Annotated in this window: 24 protein-coding genes and 1 tRNA gene; 20 read left to right on the top strand and 5 right to left on the bottom strand. The window is 59.3% G+C overall.

The features are described 5' to 3' along the window. Positions 1–21 precede the first annotated feature (21 nt). The 4 genes from BCF11_RS27225 to BCF11_RS27210 form a co-directional block, all read right to left on the bottom strand. A complete protein-coding gene (locus tag BCF11_RS27225; protein ID WP_098497967.1) occupies positions 22–714 on the bottom strand; it encodes a glutathione binding-like protein in 693 nt (230 codons plus the stop codon). Positions 715–765: 51 nt separating this feature from the next. Beyond that, a complete protein-coding gene (locus tag BCF11_RS27220; RefSeq protein WP_098497966.1) occupies positions 766–1,956 on the bottom strand; it encodes a pyridoxal phosphate-dependent aminotransferase in 1,191 nt (396 codons plus the stop codon). A 109-nt stretch (positions 1,957–2,065) separates the two neighbouring features. After that, complete coding sequence (locus BCF11_RS27215; RefSeq protein ID WP_098497965.1) at positions 2,066–2,560, bottom strand: putative toxin-antitoxin system toxin component, PIN family; 495 nt, start codon at positions 2,558–2,560, stop codon at positions 2,066–2,068. Between the two features lie 30 nt (positions 2,561–2,590). Next, complete coding sequence (locus BCF11_RS27210; protein WP_098497964.1) at positions 2,591–3,487, bottom strand: type 1 glutamine amidotransferase domain-containing protein; 897 nt, start codon at positions 3,485–3,487, stop codon at positions 2,591–2,593. Positions 3,488–3,613: 126 nt separating this feature from the next. Here BCF11_RS27210 and BCF11_RS27205 point away from each other — a divergent pair, with 126 nt between their 5' ends. Continuing rightward, complete coding sequence (locus BCF11_RS27205; protein WP_098497963.1) at positions 3,614–4,123, top strand: GNAT family N-acetyltransferase; 510 nt, start codon at positions 3,614–3,616, stop codon at positions 4,121–4,123. 48 nt (positions 4,124–4,171) lie between these two features. Here the strand turns inward: BCF11_RS27205 and BCF11_RS27200 are convergent, their stop codons facing one another. Further along, positions 4,172–5,092: a CPBP family intramembrane glutamic endopeptidase gene (locus tag BCF11_RS27200; protein ID WP_158229299.1), complete on the bottom strand. Its 921-nt coding sequence runs from the start codon at positions 5,090–5,092 to the stop codon at positions 4,172–4,174. A 201-nt stretch (positions 5,093–5,293) separates the two neighbouring features. Here BCF11_RS27200 and BCF11_RS27195 point away from each other — a divergent pair, with 201 nt between their 5' ends. From BCF11_RS27195 to BCF11_RS27105, 19 genes are all read left to right on the top strand, one after another. Continuing rightward, positions 5,294–5,548 carry a transcriptional regulator gene (locus BCF11_RS27195; RefSeq protein WP_233212733.1) on the top strand — a complete coding sequence of 85 codons (255 nt, stop codon included), beginning with the start codon at positions 5,294–5,296 and terminating at the stop codon, positions 5,546–5,548. 74 nt (positions 5,549–5,622) lie between these two features. Next, the gene (gene yaaA / locus BCF11_RS27190) at positions 5,623–6,399 is read left to right on the top strand and encodes a peroxide stress protein YaaA (RefSeq protein ID WP_098497960.1); all 777 of its coding nucleotides are present in this window, start codon (positions 5,623–5,625) and stop codon (positions 6,397–6,399) included. Positions 6,400–6,443: 44 nt separating this feature from the next. After that, positions 6,444–7,430 carry a threo-3-hydroxy-L-aspartate ammonia-lyase gene (locus BCF11_RS27185; RefSeq protein WP_098497959.1) on the top strand — a complete coding sequence of 329 codons (987 nt, stop codon included), beginning with the start codon at positions 6,444–6,446 and terminating at the stop codon, positions 7,428–7,430. Positions 7,431–7,601: 171 nt separating this feature from the next. Then, positions 7,602–8,351 (top strand): triose-phosphate isomerase, encoded by a 750-nt coding sequence (tpiA, locus tag BCF11_RS27180; protein ID WP_098497958.1) that lies wholly within the window; start codon positions 7,602–7,604, stop codon positions 8,349–8,351. A 69-nt stretch (positions 8,352–8,420) separates the two neighbouring features. After that, positions 8,421–8,855 (top strand): preprotein translocase subunit SecG, encoded by a 435-nt coding sequence (secG, locus tag BCF11_RS27175; RefSeq protein WP_098497957.1) that lies wholly within the window; start codon positions 8,421–8,423, stop codon positions 8,853–8,855. Positions 8,856–9,006: 151 nt separating this feature from the next. Next, positions 9,007–9,091 (top strand) — tRNA-Leu (locus tag BCF11_RS27170). 146 nt (positions 9,092–9,237) lie between these two features. After that, on the top strand, positions 9,238–9,597 hold the full coding sequence (locus BCF11_RS27165; protein WP_061946053.1) for an NADH-quinone oxidoreductase subunit A: 360 nt from the start codon (positions 9,238–9,240) through the stop codon (positions 9,595–9,597). Positions 9,598–9,600: 3 nt separating this feature from the next. Then, the gene (locus BCF11_RS27160) at positions 9,601–10,077 is read left to right on the top strand and encodes an NADH-quinone oxidoreductase subunit B family protein (protein ID WP_014005578.1); all 477 of its coding nucleotides are present in this window, start codon (positions 9,601–9,603) and stop codon (positions 10,075–10,077) included. Between the two features lie 9 nt (positions 10,078–10,086). Next, positions 10,087–10,683, top strand: coding sequence for an NADH-quinone oxidoreductase subunit C (locus BCF11_RS27155; protein WP_098497956.1), 597 nt, complete (start codon positions 10,087–10,089; stop codon positions 10,681–10,683). Further along, positions 10,683–11,936: an NADH-quinone oxidoreductase subunit D gene (locus BCF11_RS27150; RefSeq protein ID WP_061539686.1), complete on the top strand. Its 1,254-nt coding sequence runs from the start codon at positions 10,683–10,685 to the stop codon at positions 11,934–11,936. The genes BCF11_RS27155 and BCF11_RS27150 overlap by 1 nt, the downstream gene beginning before the upstream one ends. A 157-nt stretch (positions 11,937–12,093) precedes the next feature. Further along, positions 12,094–12,573 carry an NADH-quinone oxidoreductase subunit NuoE gene (gene nuoE / locus BCF11_RS27145; RefSeq protein WP_098497955.1) on the top strand — a complete coding sequence of 160 codons (480 nt, stop codon included), beginning with the start codon at positions 12,094–12,096 and terminating at the stop codon, positions 12,571–12,573. Then, positions 12,570–13,865 (top strand): NADH-quinone oxidoreductase subunit NuoF, encoded by a 1,296-nt coding sequence (nuoF, locus tag BCF11_RS27140; protein ID WP_098497954.1) that lies wholly within the window; start codon positions 12,570–12,572, stop codon positions 13,863–13,865. The genes nuoE and nuoF overlap by 4 nt, the downstream gene beginning before the upstream one ends. A 173-nt stretch (positions 13,866–14,038) precedes the next feature. After that, positions 14,039–16,381, top strand: a complete 2,343-nt coding sequence (gene nuoG, locus BCF11_RS27135) for an NADH-quinone oxidoreductase subunit NuoG (RefSeq protein WP_098497953.1) — start codon at positions 14,039–14,041, stop codon at positions 16,379–16,381. Continuing rightward, a complete protein-coding gene (gene nuoH, locus BCF11_RS27130) occupies positions 16,381–17,448 on the top strand; it encodes an NADH-quinone oxidoreductase subunit NuoH (protein ID WP_098498013.1) in 1,068 nt (355 codons plus the stop codon). Before nuoG ends, nuoH begins: the two co-directional genes overlap by 1 nt. Before the next feature lie 17 nt (positions 17,449–17,465). Further along, positions 17,466–17,954 (top strand): NADH-quinone oxidoreductase subunit NuoI, encoded by a 489-nt coding sequence (gene nuoI / locus BCF11_RS27125; RefSeq protein WP_098497952.1) that lies wholly within the window; start codon positions 17,466–17,468, stop codon positions 17,952–17,954. A 151-nt stretch (positions 17,955–18,105) separates the two neighbouring features. Further along, positions 18,106–18,771 carry an NADH-quinone oxidoreductase subunit J gene (locus tag BCF11_RS27120; RefSeq protein ID WP_098497951.1) on the top strand — a complete coding sequence of 222 codons (666 nt, stop codon included), beginning with the start codon at positions 18,106–18,108 and terminating at the stop codon, positions 18,769–18,771. A 12-nt stretch (positions 18,772–18,783) separates the two neighbouring features. Then, complete coding sequence (nuoK, locus tag BCF11_RS27115) at positions 18,784–19,092, top strand: NADH-quinone oxidoreductase subunit NuoK (RefSeq protein WP_098497950.1); 309 nt, start codon at positions 18,784–18,786, stop codon at positions 19,090–19,092. 83 nt (positions 19,093–19,175) lie between these two features. Further along, the gene (gene nuoL / locus BCF11_RS27110; RefSeq protein WP_098497949.1) at positions 19,176–21,272 is read left to right on the top strand and encodes an NADH-quinone oxidoreductase subunit L; all 2,097 of its coding nucleotides are present in this window, start codon (positions 19,176–19,178) and stop codon (positions 21,270–21,272) included. Between the two features lie 49 nt (positions 21,273–21,321). Continuing rightward, positions 21,322–22,809 carry an NADH-quinone oxidoreductase subunit M gene (locus BCF11_RS27105; protein ID WP_098497948.1) on the top strand — a complete coding sequence of 496 codons (1,488 nt, stop codon included), beginning with the start codon at positions 21,322–21,324 and terminating at the stop codon, positions 22,807–22,809. Positions 22,810–22,831 lie beyond the last annotated feature (22 nt).

Below are 22,831 nucleotides of genomic sequence, written 5' to 3'. Positions count from 1 at the left end.
GGTGGGCACCCCGTGCCCACCTTACCGTTTCTGATACTGCTGGCTGCCGAACAGGATATCCCGCGCCTTGTCATCCGTCAGCGGCTTGCGGTGCGACGCTAGCACCTCGACACCGCGCTTGACCGCCGGCCGCTCGCTGATGGTGTCGAACCAGGCTTGCAGGTGCGGATAGTCGCTCAATTCGATGCCCTGGTTTTTCCATGAACGTATCCACGGGAAGGTAGCGATGTCGGCGATAGTGTATTCATTGCCGGCCAGGTACGGGTGCTGCGACAGTTGCTTGTCGATCACGCCATAGATGCGTTTGGCTTCGTTGCTGTAGCGGTTGATGGCGTATTCGATCTTTTCCGGCGCGTAGATGCGAAAATGGTGGGTCTGGCCCAGCATCGGCCCGACGGCGCCCATCTGGAACATCAGCCATTGCAGGGTATTGAATTTCTCGCGCTCGGTATTGCCGAGGAACTTGCCGCTCTTGCCGGCCAGGTAGACCAGGATCGCGCCCGATTCAAACAATGAAATCGGTTTGCTGTCCGGACCGTCGGCGTCGACGATGGCGGGAATCTTGTTGTTGGGCGAAATCGACAGGAAATCCGGCTTGAACTGGTCGCCGGCGCCGATATCGACGGCGTGCACGCGATACGGCAGGCCTAGCTCTTCCAGCATGATGTGAATCTTGTGCCCGTTCGGCGTGGCCCAGCTATAGACATCGATCATGATTATTCCCTTTTGTTGAAAGTGAGGACTTGTAATGGAAGCAGGTCTTGCTCAGATCTTGGCCAGCCGTTCCAGCGCCAGCTGTAGTGTCTGGTCCTGTTTGGCGAAGCAGAAACGGACGATGCCCGATTCGCGCGGCGACTGGTAGAAAGCCGAGACCGGGATGGCGGCAACGCCGATTTCCGAGGTCAGCCAGATGGCGAAGTCGGCTTCGCTCAGCGATGAAATGGCCGAGTAGTCGACGCAAAGGAAATAGGTGCCGTCCGCCGGCAGCAGCTTGAAACGGGTGTTTTCCAGGCCGGCGCGGAACAGGTCGCGCTTGCGCTGGTAGAAGGCCGGCAGCTCCAGGTAGGGCGCCGGATTCTGCATGTACTGTGCAATCCCGTGCTGTACCGGGGTGTTGACGGTAAAGATATTGTATTGATGGACCTTGCGGAATTCCGCCGACAGCGCCGCCGGCGCCGCCACATAGCCGATTTTCCAGCCGGTGACGTGGTAGGTCTTGCCGAAGCTGGAGACCACGAAGGCGCGCTCGGCCAGTTCCGGGTGGCGGCAGACCGATTCATGGCGGGCGCCGTCGAACACCATGTGTTCATACACTTCGTCGGACAGTATCAGGATGTCGGTGCCGCGCACGATGTCTTTCAGCGCTTCGATGTCGGCCAGGCTCAGCACGCTGCCGGTCGGGTTGTGCGGCGAATTGATCATGATCATGCGGGTGCGTGCGGTAACCGCGGCGGCAATCTGGGCCCAGGGGATGCTGTAGCCATCCGCGCCCACCACCATCTGTACCAGCACCGGCTTGCCGCCCGCCAGTTCGATGGCTGGCACGTAGCTGTCGTAGGCCGGTTCGATCACGATCACTTCGTCGCCGGGATGGACCGCGCACATGATCGCGGTCAGCAGGCCCTGGGTGGCGCCGGCGGTGACCGTGATGTCGCTGGCGGCATCGTAGCGCTGGCCGTAGATGGTTTCTATCTTGCTGGCGATGGCCTGGCGCAGGGCCGGCACGCCGGGCATGGGCGGATACTGGTTGAAACCGCTTTTCATGGCGCCGCTGACGGCGTCCACCAAAGCCGGGTCGCAATCGAAATCCGGGAAGCCCTGGCCCAGGTTGACCGCCGATTTTTCGCTGGCCAGGGTCGACATCACCGTGAAAATGGTGGTGCCGACTCGTGGCAGTTTGGAGCTGAGCTGACGTGCTGCTGCCTTGCTGTTTGAATCTATTGAATCACGTTTCATTTGCTGGCTATCTGGGCTTATGTCTGGATCCCGCATTTTAGCGTTTTGTCGCAGACCGCACAGCGCTGCGCCAAATTGCTGTTCGGGCAATAAAGCGGTCTGATCCTGATTATGAAACGGCTGGCGGCCAGGCCTGCGGCGGGATGATGGCGAACAGCCCGATCTTGGCGGTCTTGCGCGCCAGCTTCAGCAGCGCCTTGTCCTTGGTGATCAGGGTGGTGGCATGGGCGCCCAGCGCCAGTTCCAGGAACTTCTGGTCGTCGCGGTCGGTGCACAGCGGCAGGCGGACGTCGGTGCGCGGCGTCAGCGCTTCCGCCGCCAGGCAGGTGATCAGGGCATCATATTCGGCGTTGAAGCCGGGCCGGGTCTGGTCGGTAATCGGCAAGTGGCTGTAGTGCAAAACCATCTGCCACTCCAGGCGGCAGTCGGCGCGCGTCACAGCTTCCACGGCGCCGCTTTGCAAGGCGCTCATCAAGCCTTGCCAGCGCGGATCGCGGAACACGAACAGATCGAGGCAGACATTGGTGTCGATGACAATGCGCGGCCGTTGCTGCGGTTGCTGTCGTTGCGCGGCGGGCGTCTGGGTTGGTAAATCTGGGTGCATGCGGGTTTCCATCAATCGGTTGCGCGCATTTTACCCTGCGCTCTGCCGTCCTGAAGCGGCTTCCAGCAAATCGGCGAAGGTCTTGGCAAACAAGTGGACGTCGCCGGGCCAGCGGGCCGAGACGTAGTTGCCGTCCGTGACCACAAACGCCGGCCGGCTGTCGCTGCCGCTGTCGCGGAACAGGCCGCTGCTTTTGCGGAAGAAATCCGGCGCCGCCGGGCTGGCGTCGAGGAAGTCGCCGGGCTGCGCCAGGGCGCGGCTCACTTCGGCCTGGACGCTGCGGTAGCCGGCCGCCTCGCCGCTTTGCTCGCCATAGGTGCGGTAATAGGCTGGATCCCAGAAGCGGCCGCAAAATTTCATCAGCTTCCAGGCAGTCCGTTCCAGTTTCCAGGTGAGCGCCGTGGTCTTGAGTCCGTACAGCGTCGATTTTCCAGTATGGGGTGAACGGCTGCGGGCGGCCAGCACGACGCCGTGGCAGATGGCGGCTACCGGCTTGCCGCTGTCGAAAAAGGCGCCGACGAAATCCTGCAATGGCTGGCTCTCCAGGTAAGCCAGCATGCCGCGTGCACGGTGGCCGCCGGGCAGCAGCAGGCCCTCGTAGTCGGCCAGCCGCAGTTCGGCGTAACTGAGCGGCGCAAGAAAGGCGCGATCGCTTTGCAGCGCCGCGTAGTCGGCGCGCGCGGCGCCATTTGCGCGCAAGGCCAGGCCCAGCAGCTTTACTTTCTTCAGCAACGGGATGCCGCCCCACAGGTCCAGGCCTTCGCCGGACAGCATCAGCGGATCGGCGGCCGCAGGCCGGCCATCGGGCGTGGCGAACACCACGCGATGTCCCTGCGCCGTCAATATGCGCCAGCAGACAGCCACTTCGCTCGGGTCGAAATCCAGGTTGGGGATCGGCATCAGGACGGTTCGCGGGCTGGCGTTCATTGCGGCTTCCTGGAATAAGGGAGGGTGCGTTTTTTGGATCAAGGATGCGCTCGCTGGACAAGCGACAAACCTTTGCTTATGCTCCCATGTTACAGGTAAATATCCACCCAAGGGAAAACCACCACGATGAAAATCCTAGAAACGGAACGCTTGATCCTGCGCACCTTGAACGCCGGCGATGCCGAGTTTTACCTGAGTCTGGTGACCCAGCCGGCCTGGCTGAAGTTTATCGGCGACCGCGGCATCCGGACGGTGGAGGCGGCGCAGGCTGCGATCCTGAGCGGCCCGGTAGTGGCGCAGGCGCGCGACGGCTTCAGTTTCTACATGACGGAATTGAAAGAGGGCGGACTGCCGATCGGCATCTGCGGCCTGGTAAAACGGGAAACCCTGGACGATGTCGATATCGGCTACGCCTTCCTGCCGGAGTTCTGGGGCAAGGGCTACGCTTACGAAGCCGCGTCCGCGGTGCTGCAGCATGCCAACCGCGTTTGCGGCCTGCAGCGGGTGGTGGCCATTACTGCGCCGGACAACCATGCCTCGATCAGGCTGCTGGAAAAGATGGGTTTGCAGTTTGAAAAAATACTGCAGCTGAAGGACGACGGTTCCGACACCAAGCTGTTTGCGTATCAATTCTGATGGCGCGACACCCGCGCCGCCGTGGCGGCACGGGCGCCTGACTATATATCAGCTTGCGGCCGGGGCCAGGCTGCGATGCCTCCACGGCGCCTTGACCCAGTTTCCCTTGGCGGCGGCACGCAGCAGTAGCAGCGTGGCGACCAGGAAGCAGATGGCGATGGCGACCACGGAGGCCTCCAGGCCGAAGACGCCGCCGGACAGCCATAGCGGTCCGCTCACTTCTCCCTGCAGCAGGCCGGATCCCTTGCCACCGGAAACCGCTAGTCCGAAGATGCCGCCCTGAGTGAAGTTCCAGGCAAAGTGGGCTCCCACCGGTAGCCACAGGCGGCGCTTCAGCATGAAGGCGGCGGCCAGGAAGATGCCGGCTTCAAGCATGATGGACAGCGCACCTTGCAGGCCGGCGCCGGGATTGAGGTAATGCACGGCGCCAAACAGGGCCGCCGAAATCAGCAGGGCTAGCCAGGTTCCCAGGGCGCGTTCACTGATGCGGAAAATCAGGCCGCGGAAAATCAGTTCTTCGCTGACCGCCGCGGCGCCCGCTGCCATGGCTGCCGGAAACAGCGTACTCCATGCCCCGTTTGCGGTAATCCGGTAATGACCCGTGAGCCACAAGATCGCAAGCACCAGGCTGAACATGGCCGCGCCCAGCAGCACGCCGCCGGACAACTCCAGAAAAGCACTGGATGAGGAAAATTCATCGCAACGCCGCCGCTCCACGCTATGCACATAAAAGCGGTAAGCCAGCAGCGCCAGCACGATAGTCAGCAGGTTGCCGAGCGAGATCGCGCGCGCAATGTCGTGCGCCAGCGGCACTGCGCCCTTGAGCTGGCTGAGGGCGAACTGGGCCAGCGCAATCGGAATCACGATGGCGCCGATGCCTAGCAGGATGCGCAGCAGTGGCCATTGGCTGGCGCTTTGCCAGCTGATTTTGCGTTCGCTACTTGAAGTCATGGGAATATTGTTTTGCACTACGCGTCTCCTGTTCGAACTTTTGTAAAGTTGATGTTTTTTTGACCGGCATGGTGGGTTCTGCCGAAGGCGGCAATCTATTTGTTTTGTGGATAGAAAATCGCGCCGAAATATTACTATTAAGAAAGTAATTCGGGTGGAATATTTGGGCGCAGCCCGGCTGTGCTAAGGTAGGAATCCAATGACGATACTTCAGGAGCCATGATGAAGCTGATCGAACCAGGCGAAAAAAAGGATTTCCACGCGGTTTTGCAAGCACGGCATCTTGCCGCCGACGATTTTGAGCTGCATGAAGTGGATACCACCGATCCGAAGACCGACGAGATCCTGGGGCTGGCCGGGTTTGTGACCGTCAGCAGAAAATCCAGCGGGCGGAAAAGCCAGTATCCGATCGGCGACGGCTCTACCTGGGTGGCCGAATTCGAGCGCGATCTGCTGCAGGGTGCTTTCGACTGAGAGGCGGCGCCAGCAGCGTCGGCATTGTTTCGGTATCATTGCGGACATTCTTCTGCTTATTTCGGATCTCCACAATGCTGATTGTTTTGTCGCCTGCAAAATCCCTCGATTACAGCACCCCCAGCACGACAGAAACCCACACCACCCCCGATTTCATCGACCATTCCGCCGAGCTGATCAGCGTCCTGCAACAGCTGTCGCCGGACCAGATCGGCAGCATGATGAAAATCTCCGATCCGCTGGCGCAGCTGAACACAGCGCGCTTCGCTTCGTGGTCGAAGCAATTCACCAGCGCCAATTCCAAGCAGGCCGTCATGGCTTTCAACGGCGATGTCTACGAAGGCCTGGATGCCGCTTCCCTGAACGCCACCCAGCTGAACTATGCGCAGAGCCGTATCCGGATCCTGTCCGGGCTGTATGGCGTGCTGCGGCCGCTGGACCGGATGCAGCCCTACCGGCTGGAAATGGGCACCAGCCTGGCCAACCCGCGCGGCAAGAATCTGTACGCGTTCTGGGGCGATACCGTGACCCAGGCGCTCAATCGGCAGATCGGCCGGCAAAAGGCCAGGACACTGGTCAACCTGGCGTCGGAAGAATATTTCAAGGTGGTGCGGCCGGCGGTGCTGGATGCCGGCATCGTGACGCCGGTGTTCGAAGACTGGAAGAACGGCAAGTACAAGATCATTTCTTTCTACGCCAAGCGCGCACGCGGCCTGATGGCGCGTTATGCGGCCTTGAACAAGATCACCGACGCAGAGCAGCTGAAAGCCTTCGACCTCGGCGGCTATCAATACATTCCGCAGGATTCCGACAGCGGCCGCTGGATGTTCCGGCGCCGTCTTGCAGAGTAAGCGACAGCCGCCTCGGCATGTATCACATTTATAAAGGATGAAAAATGGCTGCTACCGAACTCGCTGTAACTTACCAGGATATCGCCGCTGCGGCCAAGCGCCTTGAAGGGGTCGCCTACAAGACGCCAGTGCTGACATCAAGCCAGGCCGACAGTCATGCGGACGCCAGCATCTTCTTCAAGTGCGAAAATTTCCAGCGCGTCGGCGCCTTCAAGTTCCGCGGCGCCTATAACGCCATCAGCTGCCTGAGCGAAGAGCAGAAGCAGCAGGGCGTGGTGGCTTTTTCGTCCGGCAATCATGCGCAGGGGATGGCGCTGGCGGCGCGCATGCTCGGCGTGCATGCAACCATCGTCATGCCGAGCAATGCGCCGGCGATGAAGCTGGCGGCAACCCGCGAATACGGCGCCGAAATCATCTTGTACGACCGCGAGCGCGAAGACCGCGAAGTGATCGCCGCGCGCCTGTCGGCGGAGCGCGGCTGCGCTGTGATTCCGGCCTATGATCATCGCGACGTGATCGCCGGGCAGGGCACGGCCGCGAAAGAATTGTTCGATGCCGTCGGGCCGCTCGATTACCTGTTCGTATGCACCGGCGGCGGCGGTTTGCTGTCCGGCTGCGCCATAGCGGCGGCGCACTTGTCGCCGGACTGCGTCGTGTATGGGGTTGAGCCGGAAGCGGGTAATGATGCTCAGCAATCTTTGCGAAGTGGCAATATCGTGCACATCCCGGTGCCCGATACCATCGCCGATGGTGCTCAGACGCAACACATTGGCAAGCTGGTCTTGCCGATTCTGCAAGCCTATGTCAAGGATATCCTTACCGTCAGCGACGACCAGTTGCGCACCCAGATGCGTTTCTTTGCTGAACGCATGAAGATCGTGGTCGAGCCGGCAGGATGCCTGGCTGCCGCGGCCGTGATGCACAAGGCAATCGAATTCTCCGGGGCAAAAGTAGGGGTGATCGTGAGCGGCGGCAATGTCGATATGACGCTTTTCTCGCAATCTGTTGCTGCTGCGAAAGCATTTTCCTGATATCTTCGCCCCTGATTTATTGTTGATGGGGAAGGTCGAGAGCATGGATTTGCTGCTTATTGCGGCGTCGGACGGGGCAGCAGCAATCGGTAAACATTTCTTGCCGGTTTGACCGCTTTCCCCCCGGCGCGTTAGAATGCCGGGTTATTGAAAACCTGGGCCTTGCCAAATATGCGTCGTAAACTTGTAGCCGGTAACTGGAAAATGAATGGCAGTCTGGTTGCCAACGCTGCTTTACTGGCAGAAATCAAGGCTGGCATGGCGCTTGTTGCCTGCGATGTGGCTGTGTGCGTGCCGGCGCCTTACTTTGCGCAATGCCAGGCTGAACTTGCCGGAACGGCAATCGCCTTGGGTAGCCAGGACGTGTCGGCCCATGCGGCAGGCGCGTATACTGGTGAAGTCGCGGTCGGCATGTTGCAGGATTTTGCTTGCCGCTATGCGATCGTCGGCCATTCCGAGCGCCGTGCTTATCATGGCGAGAGCGATGAAGTGGTGGCGCAGAAGGCGCTGCGTGCGTTGCAGGCCGGCGTTACGCCTATCGTCTGCGTCGGCGAAACCTTGAGCGAGCGCGAGGCGGGCCAGACTGATGCGGTGGTTGGCCGTCAGCTGCAGACAGTACTGAATGTGCTGGATATGGCGCAGGTGGGCGGGATTGTGGTGGCGTACGAGCCGGTATGGGCAATCGGCACCGGCAAGACGGCGACGCCGCAAATGGCGCAAGATGTGCATCTGGCTCTGCGCGCCAAGCTGGCCGGGAAGAATCCCACGGCGGCAGTTGAAGTAAAGATTTTGTATGGCGGCAGCATGAAGCCGGACAACGCTGTCGAACTGCTGGCCATGCCGGATATCGACGGCGGCCTGATCGGCGGCGCGGCCTTGAAGGCAGCCGACTTCCTGGCGATTGCAGTAGCCGCCCGGTAGTGCCGATTTTGTACGCGGTAATCCAGTTTTAGTAAAAATAAAGAATCAACTCTCCTTGGAAATCATTAAATGAACACAGTATTCAATATCATTGTCATCGTTCAGGTGTTGTCGGCGTTGACGATTATCGGCCTGGTGCTGCTGCAGCATGGCAAGGGCGCCGATATGGGCGCCGCTTTCGGCTCCGGCGCTTCCGGCAGCCTGTTCGGCGCTACTGGTTCTTCGAATTTCCTGTCGAAGTCGACCGGCGCCGCGGCAGCGCTGTTCTTCATCGCCACCCTGGCCCTGGTGTATCTCGGTAATCACCGTTCGGTCGCTACCGGCGGCCTGATGGACAATCTGCCGGCAGCTACCGCGCCGGCGGCGGCATCTGCTCCGGCGGCGATTCCTGCAACTTCGGCTCCTGCAGCAGCAGTTCCGGCTGCTTCCGGCTCGGCCAGCGCGGCTGCTTCGGTGCCTGCGCCGGCGACCGGCAGCGCCCAGTCCAATCAGATTCCGAAGTAAGTATTTGCCGGAAAAAGGGTAGGATTTGCCGCATTGCGGCGAAATCTTCTCCCTGCAGTAAATTAGTAGCTGTTCTAGAGTGAAATTGCTGACTTTTAATCCGATTGTGCATTGAACAAAAGTACTAAATCAGGTTAAAATACGCGCTTATGCCGACGTGGTGAAACTGGTAGACACGCTATCTTGAGGGGGTAGTGGCGAAAGCTGTGCGAGTTCGAGTCTCGCCGTCGGCACCAAAGAATACGAGGCCAGCAACGGTTGCCCCTGCGCTGGCTTTTTGTCGAGGAACTTGTAGTGTGGTTTGCTGGATTGGGGGCGTCAGGTCTGATACATCAGATCCGCAAATCATTCTGCTAATCGTTTGAACTACTGGCGCATAATCGTGAACCTCGAAAATTACTTTCCCGTCCTGCTGTTTATTCTGATCGGTATCGCGGTAGGTGTAGCACCGCAATTGCTGGGTCGGATACTGGGGCCGCATCGGCCCGATTCCCAAAAAACATCTCCTTACGAATGCGGCTTTGAAGCATTCGAAGACGCGCGCATGAAGTTCGATGTGCGTTACTACCTTGTCGCCATTTTGTTCATTTTGTTCGATCTGGAAACCGCTTTTTTCTTCCCGTGGGGGGTTGCCATGCGCGACCTCGGATGGCAGGGCTTTGTCACGATGATGGTGTTTATCGCCGAATTCGCGGTGGGCTTCTGGTACATCTGGAAACGCGGCGCTCTGGATTGGGAGTAAGTCATGTCTATTGAAGGCGTATTGAACGAAGGCTTTGTCACCACTACTGCTGACAAGCTGATCAACTGGACCCGTACCGGCTCGCTGTGGCCGATGACCTTCGGTCTGGCCTGCTGTGCCGTCGAGATGATGCATGCCGGCGCCTCGCGCTACGACATGGACCGTTTTGGTGTAATCTTCCGTCCGTCGCCGCGTCAGTCCGATGTCATGATCGTGGCCGGCACGCTGTGCAACAAGATGGCGCCGGCCTTGCGCAAGGTGTACGACCAGATGCCGGAACCGCGCTGGGTGATTTCGATGGGTTCCTGCGCCAATGGCGGCGGCTACTATCACTACTCGTATTCGGTGGTGCGCGGCTGCGACCGCATCGTGCCAGTGGATATTTATGTCCCGGGCTGCCCGCCGACTGCCGAGGCACTGTTGTACGGCATTATCCAGTTGCAAAACAAGATTCGCCGCACCAATACGATTGCGCGTTAAGAGAGCACCATGACGACCAAACTGGAAACCCTGGAAGCCGCCGTGCGCAATGCGCTTGGCGACGACCTGCAAAGTCTGACCGTGGCCTTCGGCGAGATCACCATCATCGTCAAGGCTGCCAACTACCTGTCGGCGATGCGCGTCCTGCGCGATCACGCCGATACCCGTTTTGAAGAGCTGATCGACCTTTGCGGCGTCGATTATTCGACCTACGGCGACGGCGCCTGGGATGGCGCGCGTTTTGCCGCGGTATCCCATCTGCTGTCGATCGAGCACAACTGGCGCCTGCGGGTGCGCGTGTTCGCGCCGGACGACGAGATGCCGGTGCTGGCCTCGCTGACCGATATCTGGGCTTCGGCCAACTGGTACGAGCGCGAAGCATTCGACTTCTTCGGCATCCTGTTCGAAGGCCACAACGACTTGCGCCGCATCCTGACCGACTATGGCTTCATCGGCCATCCGTTCCGCAAGGACTTCCCGGTGTCGGGCTATGTCGAGATGCGCTACGATGCCGAACAGAAGCGCGTAATTTATCAACCCGTAACGATCGATCCGCGCGAAATCACGCCGCGGGTGATTCGTGAAGAACACTACGGGATCAAATAATGGCAGAAATCAAGAACTACACGCTGAACTTCGGTCCGCAACATCCGGCCGCGCACGGCGTTTTGCGCCTGGTGCTGGAATTGGACGGCGAGGTGATCCAGCGTGCCGACCCGCATATCGGCTTGCTGCACCGTGGCACCGAAAAGCTGGCGGAACAGAAGACCTACCTGCAATCCGTACCGTACATGGATCGCCTTGACTACGTGTCGATGATGTGCAACGAGCACGGCTATGTGATGGCGATCGAACGCCTGCTGGGCCTGGAAGTGCCGCTGCGCGCCCAGTACATCCGCGTCATGTTCGATGAAATCACGCGTCTGCTGAACCACCTGATGTGGATCGGCGCGCATGCGTTGGACGTCGGTGCGATGGCGGTGCTGCTGTACGCATTCCGCGAACGCGAAGACTTGATGGATTGCTACGAAGCCGTTTCCGGCGCCCGTATGCATGCGGCTTACTACCGTCCGGGCGGCGTTTATCGCGACCTGCCGGACACCATGCCGCAGCACAAGGCTTCGCTGGTGCGCAACGCCAAGGCGATCAGCGCGCTCAATGAAAACCGCCAGGGTTCCCTGCTGGATTTCATCGAAGACTTTACCGTGCGCTTCCCGAAATACGTCGACGAATACGAAACCCTGCTGACCGACAACCGCATCTGGAAACAGCGCCTGGTCGGCATCGGCGTGGTGTCGCCAGAGCGCGCCAAGGCCATGGGCTTTACCGGCGCCATGTTGCGCGGTTCCGGCGTCGAGTGGGATCTGCGCAAGAAGCAGCCCTACGAAGTGTACGATTTGCTGGACTTCGATATCCCGGTCGGCAAGAACGGCGACTGCTATGACCGTTACCTGGTGCGCGTGGAAGAAATGCGCCAGTCCAACCGGATCATCAAGCAATGCGTAGAATGGCTGCGCAACAACAGCGGCCCGGTGATGACCACCAACCACAAGGTTGCGCCGTCGTCGCGGGTCGACATGAAATCGAACATGGAAGAGCTGATCCATCACTTCAAGCTCTTCACCGAAGGGTTCCATGTGCCGCCGGGCGAAGCGTATGCCGCAGTCGAGCATCCAAAGGGCGAGTTCGGCGTCTACATCGTCTCCGATGGCGCCAACAAGCCTTACCGCCTGAAGATCCGCGCACCTGGCTTCCCGCATCTGCAAGGTTTGAACGAAATGGCCAAGGGCCACATGATCGCCGATGCCGTCACCATCATCGGTACGCAAGACATCGTGTTCGGTGAGATTGACCGTTAAGGCTGCTGTTAAACAATCGCTGTTGTTACAACTATTAGTCAGTTGAGGACAGAGCTGCACGAGAAGTGTAATTCGCCACGCTACAGTGGTTCTCGAGCTCTGCTCCCAATTTGTTAAATACTACTCGCGCAAAACACCGCGCACGAATGGCCAACACATGTTGTTAAGTCAAGATACATACAAAAAGATCGATCGCGAAGTCGCGAAATTCCCCGCCGACCAGAAACAGTCAGCGGTGATGGCCGCGCTGGCGATCGCGCAAGACGAAAAGGGCTGGCTGGCGCCGGAAACCATGCAGGATGTCGCGGATTACCTCGACATGCCAGCGATCGCGGTGCAGGAAGTCGCGACCTTTTACAATATGTACAACACCAAGCCGGTCGGCAAGCACAAGATCAGCATCTGCACCAACCTGCCATGCCAGTTGTCCGGCGGCGATCGCGCGGCGGAGCATCTGAAGCACAAGCTCGGCATCGGCTTCCGTGAAACCACGGCCGATGGCCAGTTCACGCTGGTGGAAGGCGAATGCATGGGCGCCTGCGGCGATGCGCCGGTGCTGCTGGTGAATAACAAACGCATGTGTAGCTGGATGTCGAACGAAAAGATTGACGGCTTGATCGAGGAACTGAAGAAATGACCAGTCTGCACAATCGTCACATCAACCCGCTGATCCTGGCTGACCTGGACGGCAACAACTGGCACTACGCCGATTACGTCAAGCGCGGCGGCTATACCGCCCTCAAGCGCATCCTGTCTGAAAAAATCACGCCGGAACAAGTCATCGCCGAACTCAAGGCCGGTTCGCTGCGCGGCCGCGGCGGCGCGGGTTTCCCGACCGGCCTGAAGTGGAGCTTCATGCCGCGCCAGTTCCCAGGCCAGAAATACCTGGTCTGCAACACCGACGAAGGCGAGCCGGGCACGTTCAAAGACCGCGACATCATTCGCTACAACCCGCATTCGCTGATCGAAGGCATGGCCATCGGCGCTTACGCCATGGGCATCACGGTCGGCTACAACTACATCCACGGCGAAATCTGGTCCGGCTACGAGCGCTTTGAAGAAGCGCTGGAAGAGGCGCGCGCCGCCGGCGCCCTGGGCGACAAGATCTTCGGCAGCGAATTCAATTTCCAGCTGCACGCATTCCACGGCTACGGCGCCTATATCTGCGGCGAAGAAACCGCCTTGCTGGAATCGCTGGAAGGCAAGAAGGGACAGCCGCGCTTCAAGCCGCCTTTCCCTGCCAGCTTCGGCCTGTACGGCAAGCCGACCACCATCAACAACACCGAGACTTTCGCTGCGGTGCCGTTCCTGCTGAACATGGGCGGCGAAGCCTATGCTGCGCTGGGCAAGCCGAACAACGGCGGCACCAAGATCTTCTCGATCTCGGGCGACGTTGAAAAGCCGGGCAATTACGAAGTGCCGCTCGGCACGCCGTTCGCCAAGCTGATGGAACTGGCCGGCGGCATGCGCGGCGGCAAGAAGATCAAGGCTGTGATTCCTGGCGGCTCCTCCGCTCCGGTGATTCGCGGCGAGGTCATGATGGACACAGATCTCGATTACGATTCGATCGCCAAGGCCGGCTCGATGCTGGGTTCGGGCGCCGTGATCGTGATGGATGAAACGCGCTGCATGGTGAAATCGCTGCTGCGCCTGTCTTACTTCTACTTTGAAGAATCCTGCGGCCAGTGCACGCCATGCCGCGAAGGCACCGGCTGGCTGTACCGCCTGGTGCATCGCATCGAAACCGGCCACGGCCGCCCGGAAGACATGGATCTGCTGGATACGGTAGCCGGCAACATCATGGGCCGCACCATCTGCGCGCTCGGCGATGCGGCAGCAATGCCGGTGCGCGGTTTCCTCAAGAATTATCGCGAAGAATTTGAATATCACATCGAGCATAAGCATTGCTTGGTGCCGGCGTATGTTTAAGGCTAACTACAACGTCATCCCCGCGAACGCGGGGATCCATGTTACTGCCTAGGATTGCAGCTAAGATGGATTCCCGCGTTCGCGGGAATGACCGGGGCACGTAGCCGGGTAGGGTTATGTAAGGTACGGCGCAAATAGCGCGTAAAAACACTTAGGCAAGAAAAGCAAAAGCCATGGTTGAAATCGAAATAGACGGCAAGAAAGTGGAAGTCCAAGAGGGCAGCATGGTAATGGATGCTGCCAACAAGATTGGCACCTACATTCCTCATTTCTGCTATCACAAAAAACTCTCCATCGCGGCCAACTGCCGCATGTGTCTGGTCGAGGTGGAAAAAGCGCCCAAGGCCCTGCCGGCCTGCGCCACGCCGGTGACCGCCGGCATGATCGTGCGCACCGCCAGCGACAAGGCCACTACCGCGCAAAAGAGCGTGATGGAATTCCTGCTGATCAACCACCCGCTGGATTGCCCGATCTGCGACCAGGGCGGCGAGTGTCAGCTGCAGGATCTGGCGGTCGGCTACGGCAAATCGTCGTCCCGCTACGAAGAAGAGAAGCGTGTAGTGGCGCCGAAAGACGCCGGTCCGCTGATCTCCATGCAGGAAATGAGTCGTTGCATCCAGTGCACCCGTTGCGTCCGCTTTGGCCAGGAAATTGCCGGCGTGATGGAATTCGGCATGGTCGGCCGCGGCGAGCATTCCGAAATCACTACTTTCGTCGGCAAGACTGTCAATTCCGAACTGTCCGGCAACATGATCGACCTGTGTCCGGTCGGCGCGCTGACATCGAAACCGTTCCGCTACAGCGCCCGTACCTGGGAATTGTCGCGCCGCAAATCGGTCAGCCCGCATGACGGCCTGGGCGCCAATCTGGTGGTGCAAGTCAAGTCCGGCAAGGTGATGCGCGTGCTGCCGCTGGAAAACAACGACGTCAACGAATGCTGGCTGTCGGACAAGGACCGCTTCGCCTATGAAGGCTTGAACAGCGCCGAGCGTCTGACCAAGCCGATGCTGAAGCAAGACGGCAAGTGGCAGGAAGTCGAATGGCAAACCGCGCTGGAATATGTCGCGCACGGTTTACGCAACATCCGCCACGAACACGGCGCCGATGCAATCGCCGCTGTCGGCACGCCGTATTCGACCCTGGAAGAACTGTCGCTGCTGCAAAAAGTGGTGCGCGGCCTGGGTTCCGAAAACATCGATTTCCGCCTGCGCCAATCCGATTTCGCGCTGGACGGCAAGGTCACGCCATGGCTGGGCATGTCGATCAATGAATTCGCACAGCTGAACCGTGCCTTCATCATCGGCTCCTTCCTGCGCAAGGATCATCCTTTGCTGTCGGCCCGCATGCGCCTGAGCGTCAAGCGCGGCGCCAAGCTGAGTATCCTGCATGCCACCGACGACGACCTGCTGATGCCGGTCGCCAACAAGATCATCGCCGCACCGTCAGCCTGGCTGGCGGCGCTGGGCGAAGTAGCGGTCGCCGTGGCGCAAGCCAAGAGCGTGGCGGCGCCGGCCGGCTTCGAGCATGTCGAGCCATCGGCGGCAGCCAAGCAGACCGCGGCCAGCCTGTTGTCGGGCGACGCCAAGGCAGTATTGCTAGGCAACGCAGCGGCGCAGCATCCGCAAGCGTCGCAATTGCACGCTGTAGCGCAATGGATCGCGCAGCAGACCGACGCCAAGTTCGGTTACCTGACAGAAGCCGGCAACACCGTCGGCGGTTACTGGGCAAATGCCTTGCCTGCTGCCGGCAAGGGCCGCAACGCACAACAGATTTTCGCGCAACCGCACAAAGCTTATGTGCTGCTGAACGCTGAACCGGAACTGGACAGCTTCGATCCGCAAGTCGCGGTTGCGGCGCTGAAGCAAGCCGAGATGGTGGTCACACTGTCCGCTTACAAGCATGGCGCCGATTACGCCGACGTACTGCTGCCGATCGCACCGTTCACCGAAACTTCCGGCACCTTCGTCAACTGCGAAGGCCGCGCCCAAAGCTTCAACGGCACCGTGCGTCCTGCCGGCGATGCCCGTCCTGCCTGGAAGGTATTGCGCGTGCTGGGTAACCTGCTGGGCCTGGCTGGTTTCGACTATGACACTTCGGAAGCGATCCGCGACGAAGTGCTGGGCACCGGCGAAGTCGCCGCGGCCAAGCAGGCAGCCGGCCTGAATAATATCAGCGACCTGCAGCCGCAAGCTGTAGCGCAAGTCGCCGACGGCGCGCTGGAACGGATTGCCGACGTGCCTATCTATTTTGGCGACGCCGTAGTCCGGCGTGCGGCATCGCTGCAGGAAACCGCGGACGGCCAGGCGCCGCAAGCATGGTTGCCAGCAGCGCTGGCGGCTAAACTAGGCATCGCCGGTGGCGACCGCGTGACTGTCAAGCAAGGGCAGGGTAGTGCTTCGCTGCTGGCAGCGATTGACGCATCCTTGCCGGAAAATGTGGTGCGGGTAGCCGCTTCGCATGCCTCGACCGCAGCCTTGGGCGCGATGTTTGGTTCTATCGTAGTGGAGAAAGCATGATGGATCATTTCATCACCGCCATCAACGCCACCGGCGCCGACTTGCTCGGCGGCCTCTGGCCCCTGGTCTGGAACCTGATCAAGATCATCGTCGTGCTGGTGCCGCTGCTGCTGTGCGTGGCCTACATGACTTACTGGGAACGCAAGCTGATCGGCTGGATGCATATCCGCATCGGTCCTAACCGGGTTGGTCCGGCCGGCTTGCTGCAACCGATCGCCGACGCCGTCAAGCTGCTACTGAAGGAAGTAACAGTACCGACGCGCGCCAACAAGATCTTGTTCTTCATCGCACCGATCATGACTATCATGCCGGCACTGGCGGCCTGGGCGGTGGTGCCGTTCGGTCCGGAAACCGTGCTGGCCAACGTCAACGCCGGCCTGCTGTTCGTGATGGCCATCACATCGATGGAAGTCTACGGCGTGATCATCGCCGGCTGGGCTTCCAACTCCAAGTACGCTTTCCTCGGCGCGATGCGTGCCTCGGCGCAGATGGTGTCCTACGAAATCTCGATGGGCTTCGCCCTCGTGATCGTGCTGATGGTGTCGGGCAGCCTGAACCTGATCGATATCGTCAACGCGCAGAGCAAGGGCTATTTCTTCGATCATGGCGTCGGCTTCCTGTCCTGGAACTGGCTGTCGCTGCTGCCTGTGTTCCTGATCTATTTCATCTCCGGCATCGCCGAAACCAACCGTCACCCGTTTGACGTGGTGGAAGGCGAATCGGAAATCGTGGCCGGCCACATGATCGAGTACTCGGGCATGTCGTTCGCAATGTTCTTCCTGGCTGAGTACGCCAACATGATCCTGGTGTCGATCCTGACGGCGCTGCTGTTCATGGGCGGCTGGGCTTCGCCGCTGGCGCTGCTGGATTGGATCCCGGGCTGGATCTGGCTCGGTGCGAAGACCTTCTTCATGCTGTCGGTGTTCATCTGGGTGCGTGCCTCGTTCCCGCGTTATCGCTATGACCAGATCATGCGCCTGGGCTGGAAAGTATTCATCCCCCTGATTCTCGTGTATCTGGTGATCGTCGCAGCCTGGATTCAAAGTCCATGGAATATCTGGAAGTAATGGAAGGTATAGAGTAAATGGAAGCCATCAAGGATTTTTTCGGCAGTCTGATGCTGCTGGAGCTGCTCAAGGGATTGCGTCTGACCGGGCGCTACCTGTTTGCACGCAAGATTACGATACTGTTCCCGGAAGAGAAGACGCCGCAGTCGCCGCGTTTCCGCGGCCTGCACGCGCTGCGCCGCTACCCGAACGGCGAAGAGCGCTGCATCGCCTGCAAACTGTGCGAAGCAGTGTGCCCGGCAATGGCCATCACGATTGAATCGGAACAGCGTGCCGACGGTTCGCGCCGCACCACGCGCTACGATATCGATCTGACCAAATGCATTTTCTGCGGTTTCTGCGAAGAGTCTTGCCCGGTCGATTCGATCGTCGAGACCCACATCCTGGAATACCACGGTGAAAAACGCGGCGATCTGTACTACACCAAAGAAATGCTGCTGGCGGTGGGCGATCGTTACGAACCTGAAATTGCTGCGGCACGCGCAGCGGATGCTGCATATCGCTAGTCAAATGCCGTCATCCTCGCGAACGTGGGCACCAAGGTGGGGAATCCAGGTTGTTGACTAACATGGATTGCCGCATGCGCGGGAATGACGCAGTTCTAGTACGCAGTTCTAGTAATTAATGAAGCTTTTTTAGCCGACTTTCTGGGCCATTATGGAATTTAAGACCTTTCTTTTTTACGCGTTTTCGGTGGTGCTGGTGCTGGCCGCCTTGCGCGTTATCACCGCCCGCAATCCGGTGCACTCTGCGCTGTTCCTGGTGCTGGCGTTCTTCTCCGCAGCCGGTATCTGGATGCTGCTCAAAGCTGAATTCCTTTCTATCGTGCTGGTGCTGGTGTATGTCGGCGCCGTGATGGTGCTGTTCCTGTTCGTGGTGATGATGCTGGATGTCAATATTGAGAAAATGCGAGAGGGATTCTGGGGTTACTTCCCGCTTGGAGCCACGGTCGGCACCATCATCGTGCTGGAAATGGCTGGCGTCATATTCCACGGTTTCCAGGGCGGCGACGCCGACGTGCCGGCGATCTCCGCCAACATCGGCAACACCAAGGAACTGGGTAAGCTGATCTACACCGAATACGTGTATGCCTTTGAAATCGCCGCAGTGATCCTGCTGGTGGCGATCGTGGCTGCGGTTGCGCTGACCCTGCGTCGCCGCAAGGACAGCAAGTATTTCGCGCCTTCGGCCGCCGTCAAGGTCAAGAGCACCGACCGCGTGCGCATCGTCAAGATGAAATCGGAAGCCAAGATGGATCCGATCGCACCAGCCGTGCCTGTTGCTCCGGCCACTCCGGCTGCGCCGCCAGCCCCACAAAAATAACAAGGACGCAACATGGTACTTTCGCTCGCTCACTATCTGATCCTCGGCGCGATCCTGTTCTCGATCGGCGTCGTCGGCATTTTTCTGAACCGCAAGAATCTGATCGTATTGCTGATGGCAATCGAATTGATGCTGCTGGCGGTGAACATGAACTTCATCGCCTTTTCGTATTACCTGGGTGATGCGGCAGGGCAGATTTTCGTTTTCTTCATCCTCACGGTAGCTGCCGCTGAAGCGGCGATCGGCCTGGCGATTCTGGTGGCGTTGTTCCGTAACCTGGACACCATCAACGTGGAGGATCTCGATAGCCTGAAGGGTTGACGAGGTTTGTCTTGCCGGCGAGGGCTGGCGAGGCATGTGAAGAGTACGCAGACAACAAATAACGAATAAAGATAAGGTTCATCATGGCGGGGCAACTTAACCCACAATTACTTCTTGCCGTACCGTTGGCACCCCTGGCTGGTGCCGCGATCGCGGGCTTATTCGGTACCAAATTCTTCGGCAATCTGGTCGGTCGCAAGACCTCGCATACGGTCACGATCCTGGGCGTGCTGATCGCCCTGATCATTTCCATGCAGACCTTGCTGCAGGTGATCGACGGCGCCACGTTCAATGGCACCTTGTACACCTGGATGACGGTCGGCGGCGTCAAGCTGGAGGTCGGCTTCCTGATCGACAGCCTGACCGCGATGATGATGTGCGTGGTGACCTTTGTCTCGCTGATGGTGCATATCTACACCATCGGCTACATGAAGGACGACGAAGGCTATAACCGCTTCTTCTCCTACATCTCCCTGTTCACCTTCTCGATGCTGATGCTGGTCATGAGCAACAACTTCCTGCAGCTGTTCTTCGGCTGGGAAGCGGTGGGCCTGGTGTCGTATCTGCTGATTGGTTTCTGGTACACCCGTCCGACGGCGATCTTCGCCAACATGAAAGCCTTCCTGGTCAACCGTGTCGGCGACTTCGGCTTCATCCTCGGCATCGGTTTGCTGCTGGCATATTCCGGCTCGATGAACTACACCGAAGTGTTCGCGCAAAAGGGCATCCTGGCGCAACTGACCCTGCCGGGCAGCGACTGGATGCTGCTGACCGTGGCCTGCATCTGCCTGTTCATCGGCGCCATGGGTAAGTCGGCGCAGTTCCCGCTGCACGTCTGGTTGCCGGATTCGATGGAAGGTCCGACCCCGATTTCCGCACTGATCCACGCGGCGACCATGGTGACCGCCGGTATCTTCATGGTGACCCGCATGTCGCCGCTGTTCGAGCTGTCCGATACCGCCTTGTCCTTCATCCTGATCATCGGCTCGATCACGGCACTGTTCATGGGCTTCCTCGGCGTGATCCAGACCGACATCAAGCGCGTGGTTGCATACTCGACCTTGTCGCAGTTGGGCTACATGACCGTGGCGCTGGGCGCTTCAGCCTACTCGGTGGCGGTGTTCCACCTGATGACGCACGCCTTCTTCAAGGCTTTGCTGTTCCTTGGCGCCGGCTCCGTGATCATCGGCCTGCACCACGACCAGGACATGCGCAACATGGGCGGCCTGCGCAAATACATGCCGATCACCTGGATCACTTCGCTGGTCGGTTCGCTGGCCCTGATCGGCACGCCATTCTTCTCTGGCTTCTATTCCAAGGACAGCATCATCGAAGCGGCGCATGCATCGACTTTGTTCGGCTCCGGTTTTGCCTATTTCGCCGTGCTGGCCAGCGTCTTCGTGACCGCCTTCTATTCCTTCCGCATGTACTTCATGGTGTTCCATGGCGAAGAACGTTTCGGCAAGGCGCACGATGACCATGGCCACCATGCGCCGGCGCATGCGGCCAACGACGCCCATGCTGCTCACGATGCGCACGACGCCCATCATGACGAGGCCGAAGAAGAGCACGAGCATCACGGCCTGGCCCCAGGTCAGAAGCCGCACGAGTCGCCTTGGGTGGTGACGCTGCCGCTGGTCATGCTGGCGATTCCATCCGCCGTCATCGGTTTCTTTGCAATCGAACCGATGTTGTTCGGCAGCTTCTTCAAGGATGTGATTTTCGTCAACGAAGCTCACCATGCGATGGAAGAACTGCGCAGCGATTTCCACGGCCCGATCGGCATGGTCGCGCACGCATTCGGCTCGGCGCCGCTGTGGCTGGCGATCGCCGGCGTAGCGTCAGCGTACTACTGCTACATGGCCAATCCGCGTCTGCCGGCAGCGATCAAGCAGAAGTTTCTGCCGATCTTCACGCTGCTCGACAACAAATACTATATGGACAAGTTCAACGACATCGTGTTTGCCGGCGGCGCCCGCATGCTGGGTCGCGGCTTGTGGAATGCCGGCGACCGTGGCCTGATCGACGGCTTGATCGTCAACGGCAGCGCCAAGGCGGTCAACTGGTTCTCGAAGATCACCCGTCTCTGGCAATCCGGCTACATCTATCACTATGCGTTCGTGATGATCATCGGCGTGCTGGGTTTCCTGGTTTGGTTCATGCCGTATCCGTTCAAATAAGCTGCTAAAGCACACACGGCAAACTCAGCAAGGTAGATAAATAATACATATGATGCAGTCAACTTTCCCTCTTCTCAGCCTCGCGATCTGGTGTCCGGTCGCGTTTGGTATCCTCGTCCTGGCAGTGGGCCGCGACGACAATCCAACTCTGGTGCGCTGGCTTTCGCTGCTGGGCGCAGCGGTCAGCTTCGTGGTCACCTTGCCGATCGTGCGGCAGTTCGACAACGGTTTCCAGGGCATGCAGTTTGTTGAAAAGTCGGTATGGATCGACCGCTTCAACATCAATTATTACCTCGGCATCGACGGCATCTCGCTGTGGTTCATCCCGCTGACCGCTTTCATCACGGTGCTGGTGGTGATCTCGGCGTGGCAGGTGATCGAGAAGAAGGTCGCGCAATACATGGGCGCCTTCCTGATCCTGTCGGGCTTGATGATCGGCGTCTTCTGCACGCTGGACGGCATGCTGTTCTATGTATTCTTTGAAGCCACCCTGATCCCGATGTTCATCATCGTCGGCGTCTGGGGCGGAACTAACCGGGTGTATGCAGCGATCAAGTTCTTCCTGTACACGCTGATGGGCTCGCTGCTGATGCTGGTGGCTTTGCTGTACCTGTACTTCCATTCCGGCACTTTCGAAATCCTGACCTGGCACCAGCTGCCGCTGGACATGTCGGAACAAATCCTGATCTTCCTGGCATTCCTGATCGCGTTTGCCGTCAAGGTGCCGATGTGGCCGGTGCATACCTGGTTGCCTGACGCCCACGTGGAAGCGCCGACCGGCGGCTCCGTGGTGCTGGCGGCCATCATGCTGAAGCTGGGCGGCTACGGCTTCCTGCGTTTCTCGCTGCCGATCACGCCTGACGCCAGCCACTACCTGGCCGGCTTCATCATTACCTTATCGCTGATCGCTGTGATCTATATCGGTCTGGTGGCGCTGGTGCAAAAAGACATGAAGAAGCTGATTGCTTATTCGTCGATTGCGCACATGGGCTTCGTCACGCTCGGCTTCTTTATCTTCAACGACATCGGTGTGCAGGGCGGCATCGTGCAAATGATTTCGCACGGCTTCGTCTCCGGCGCAATGTTCCTGTGTATCGGCGTACTGTACGACCGCATGCATACCCGTGAAATTTCGGCCTACGGCGGCGTCGTCAACGTCATGCCGCGTTTCGCTGCCTTGTTCGTGCTGTTCTCGCTGGCCAATTCCGGCTTGCCAGGTACTTCCGGTTTCGTCGGCGAATTCATGGTGATCCTGGGTGCGGTCAAGTTCAATTTCTGGATCGGCCTGCTGGCGGCGACCGCGCTGATCCTGGGCGCAGCGTATTCGCTGTGGCTGGTCAAGCGCGTGGTGTTCGGCGCCGTCACCAATTCGCATGTGAAAGAAATGCTGGACCTGAACAAGCGTGAGTTCGCCATGCTGGGTGTCCTGGCGATTGCCGTCATCGCGATGGGCTTGTATCCGGCGCCGTTCACCGATGCCATGCAGGTATCGGTGGCCGATCTGCTGAAGCACGTCGCGATCACCAAGTTAAATTAATAAATTGCGGGACAGAGGCGCA

The organism is Collimonas sp. PA-H2 (assembly GCF_002564105.1).
Classification (GTDB): domain Bacteria; phylum Pseudomonadota; class Gammaproteobacteria; order Burkholderiales; family Burkholderiaceae_D; genus Collimonas.
This window is presented reverse-complemented; position numbering and strand designations above follow the sequence as displayed.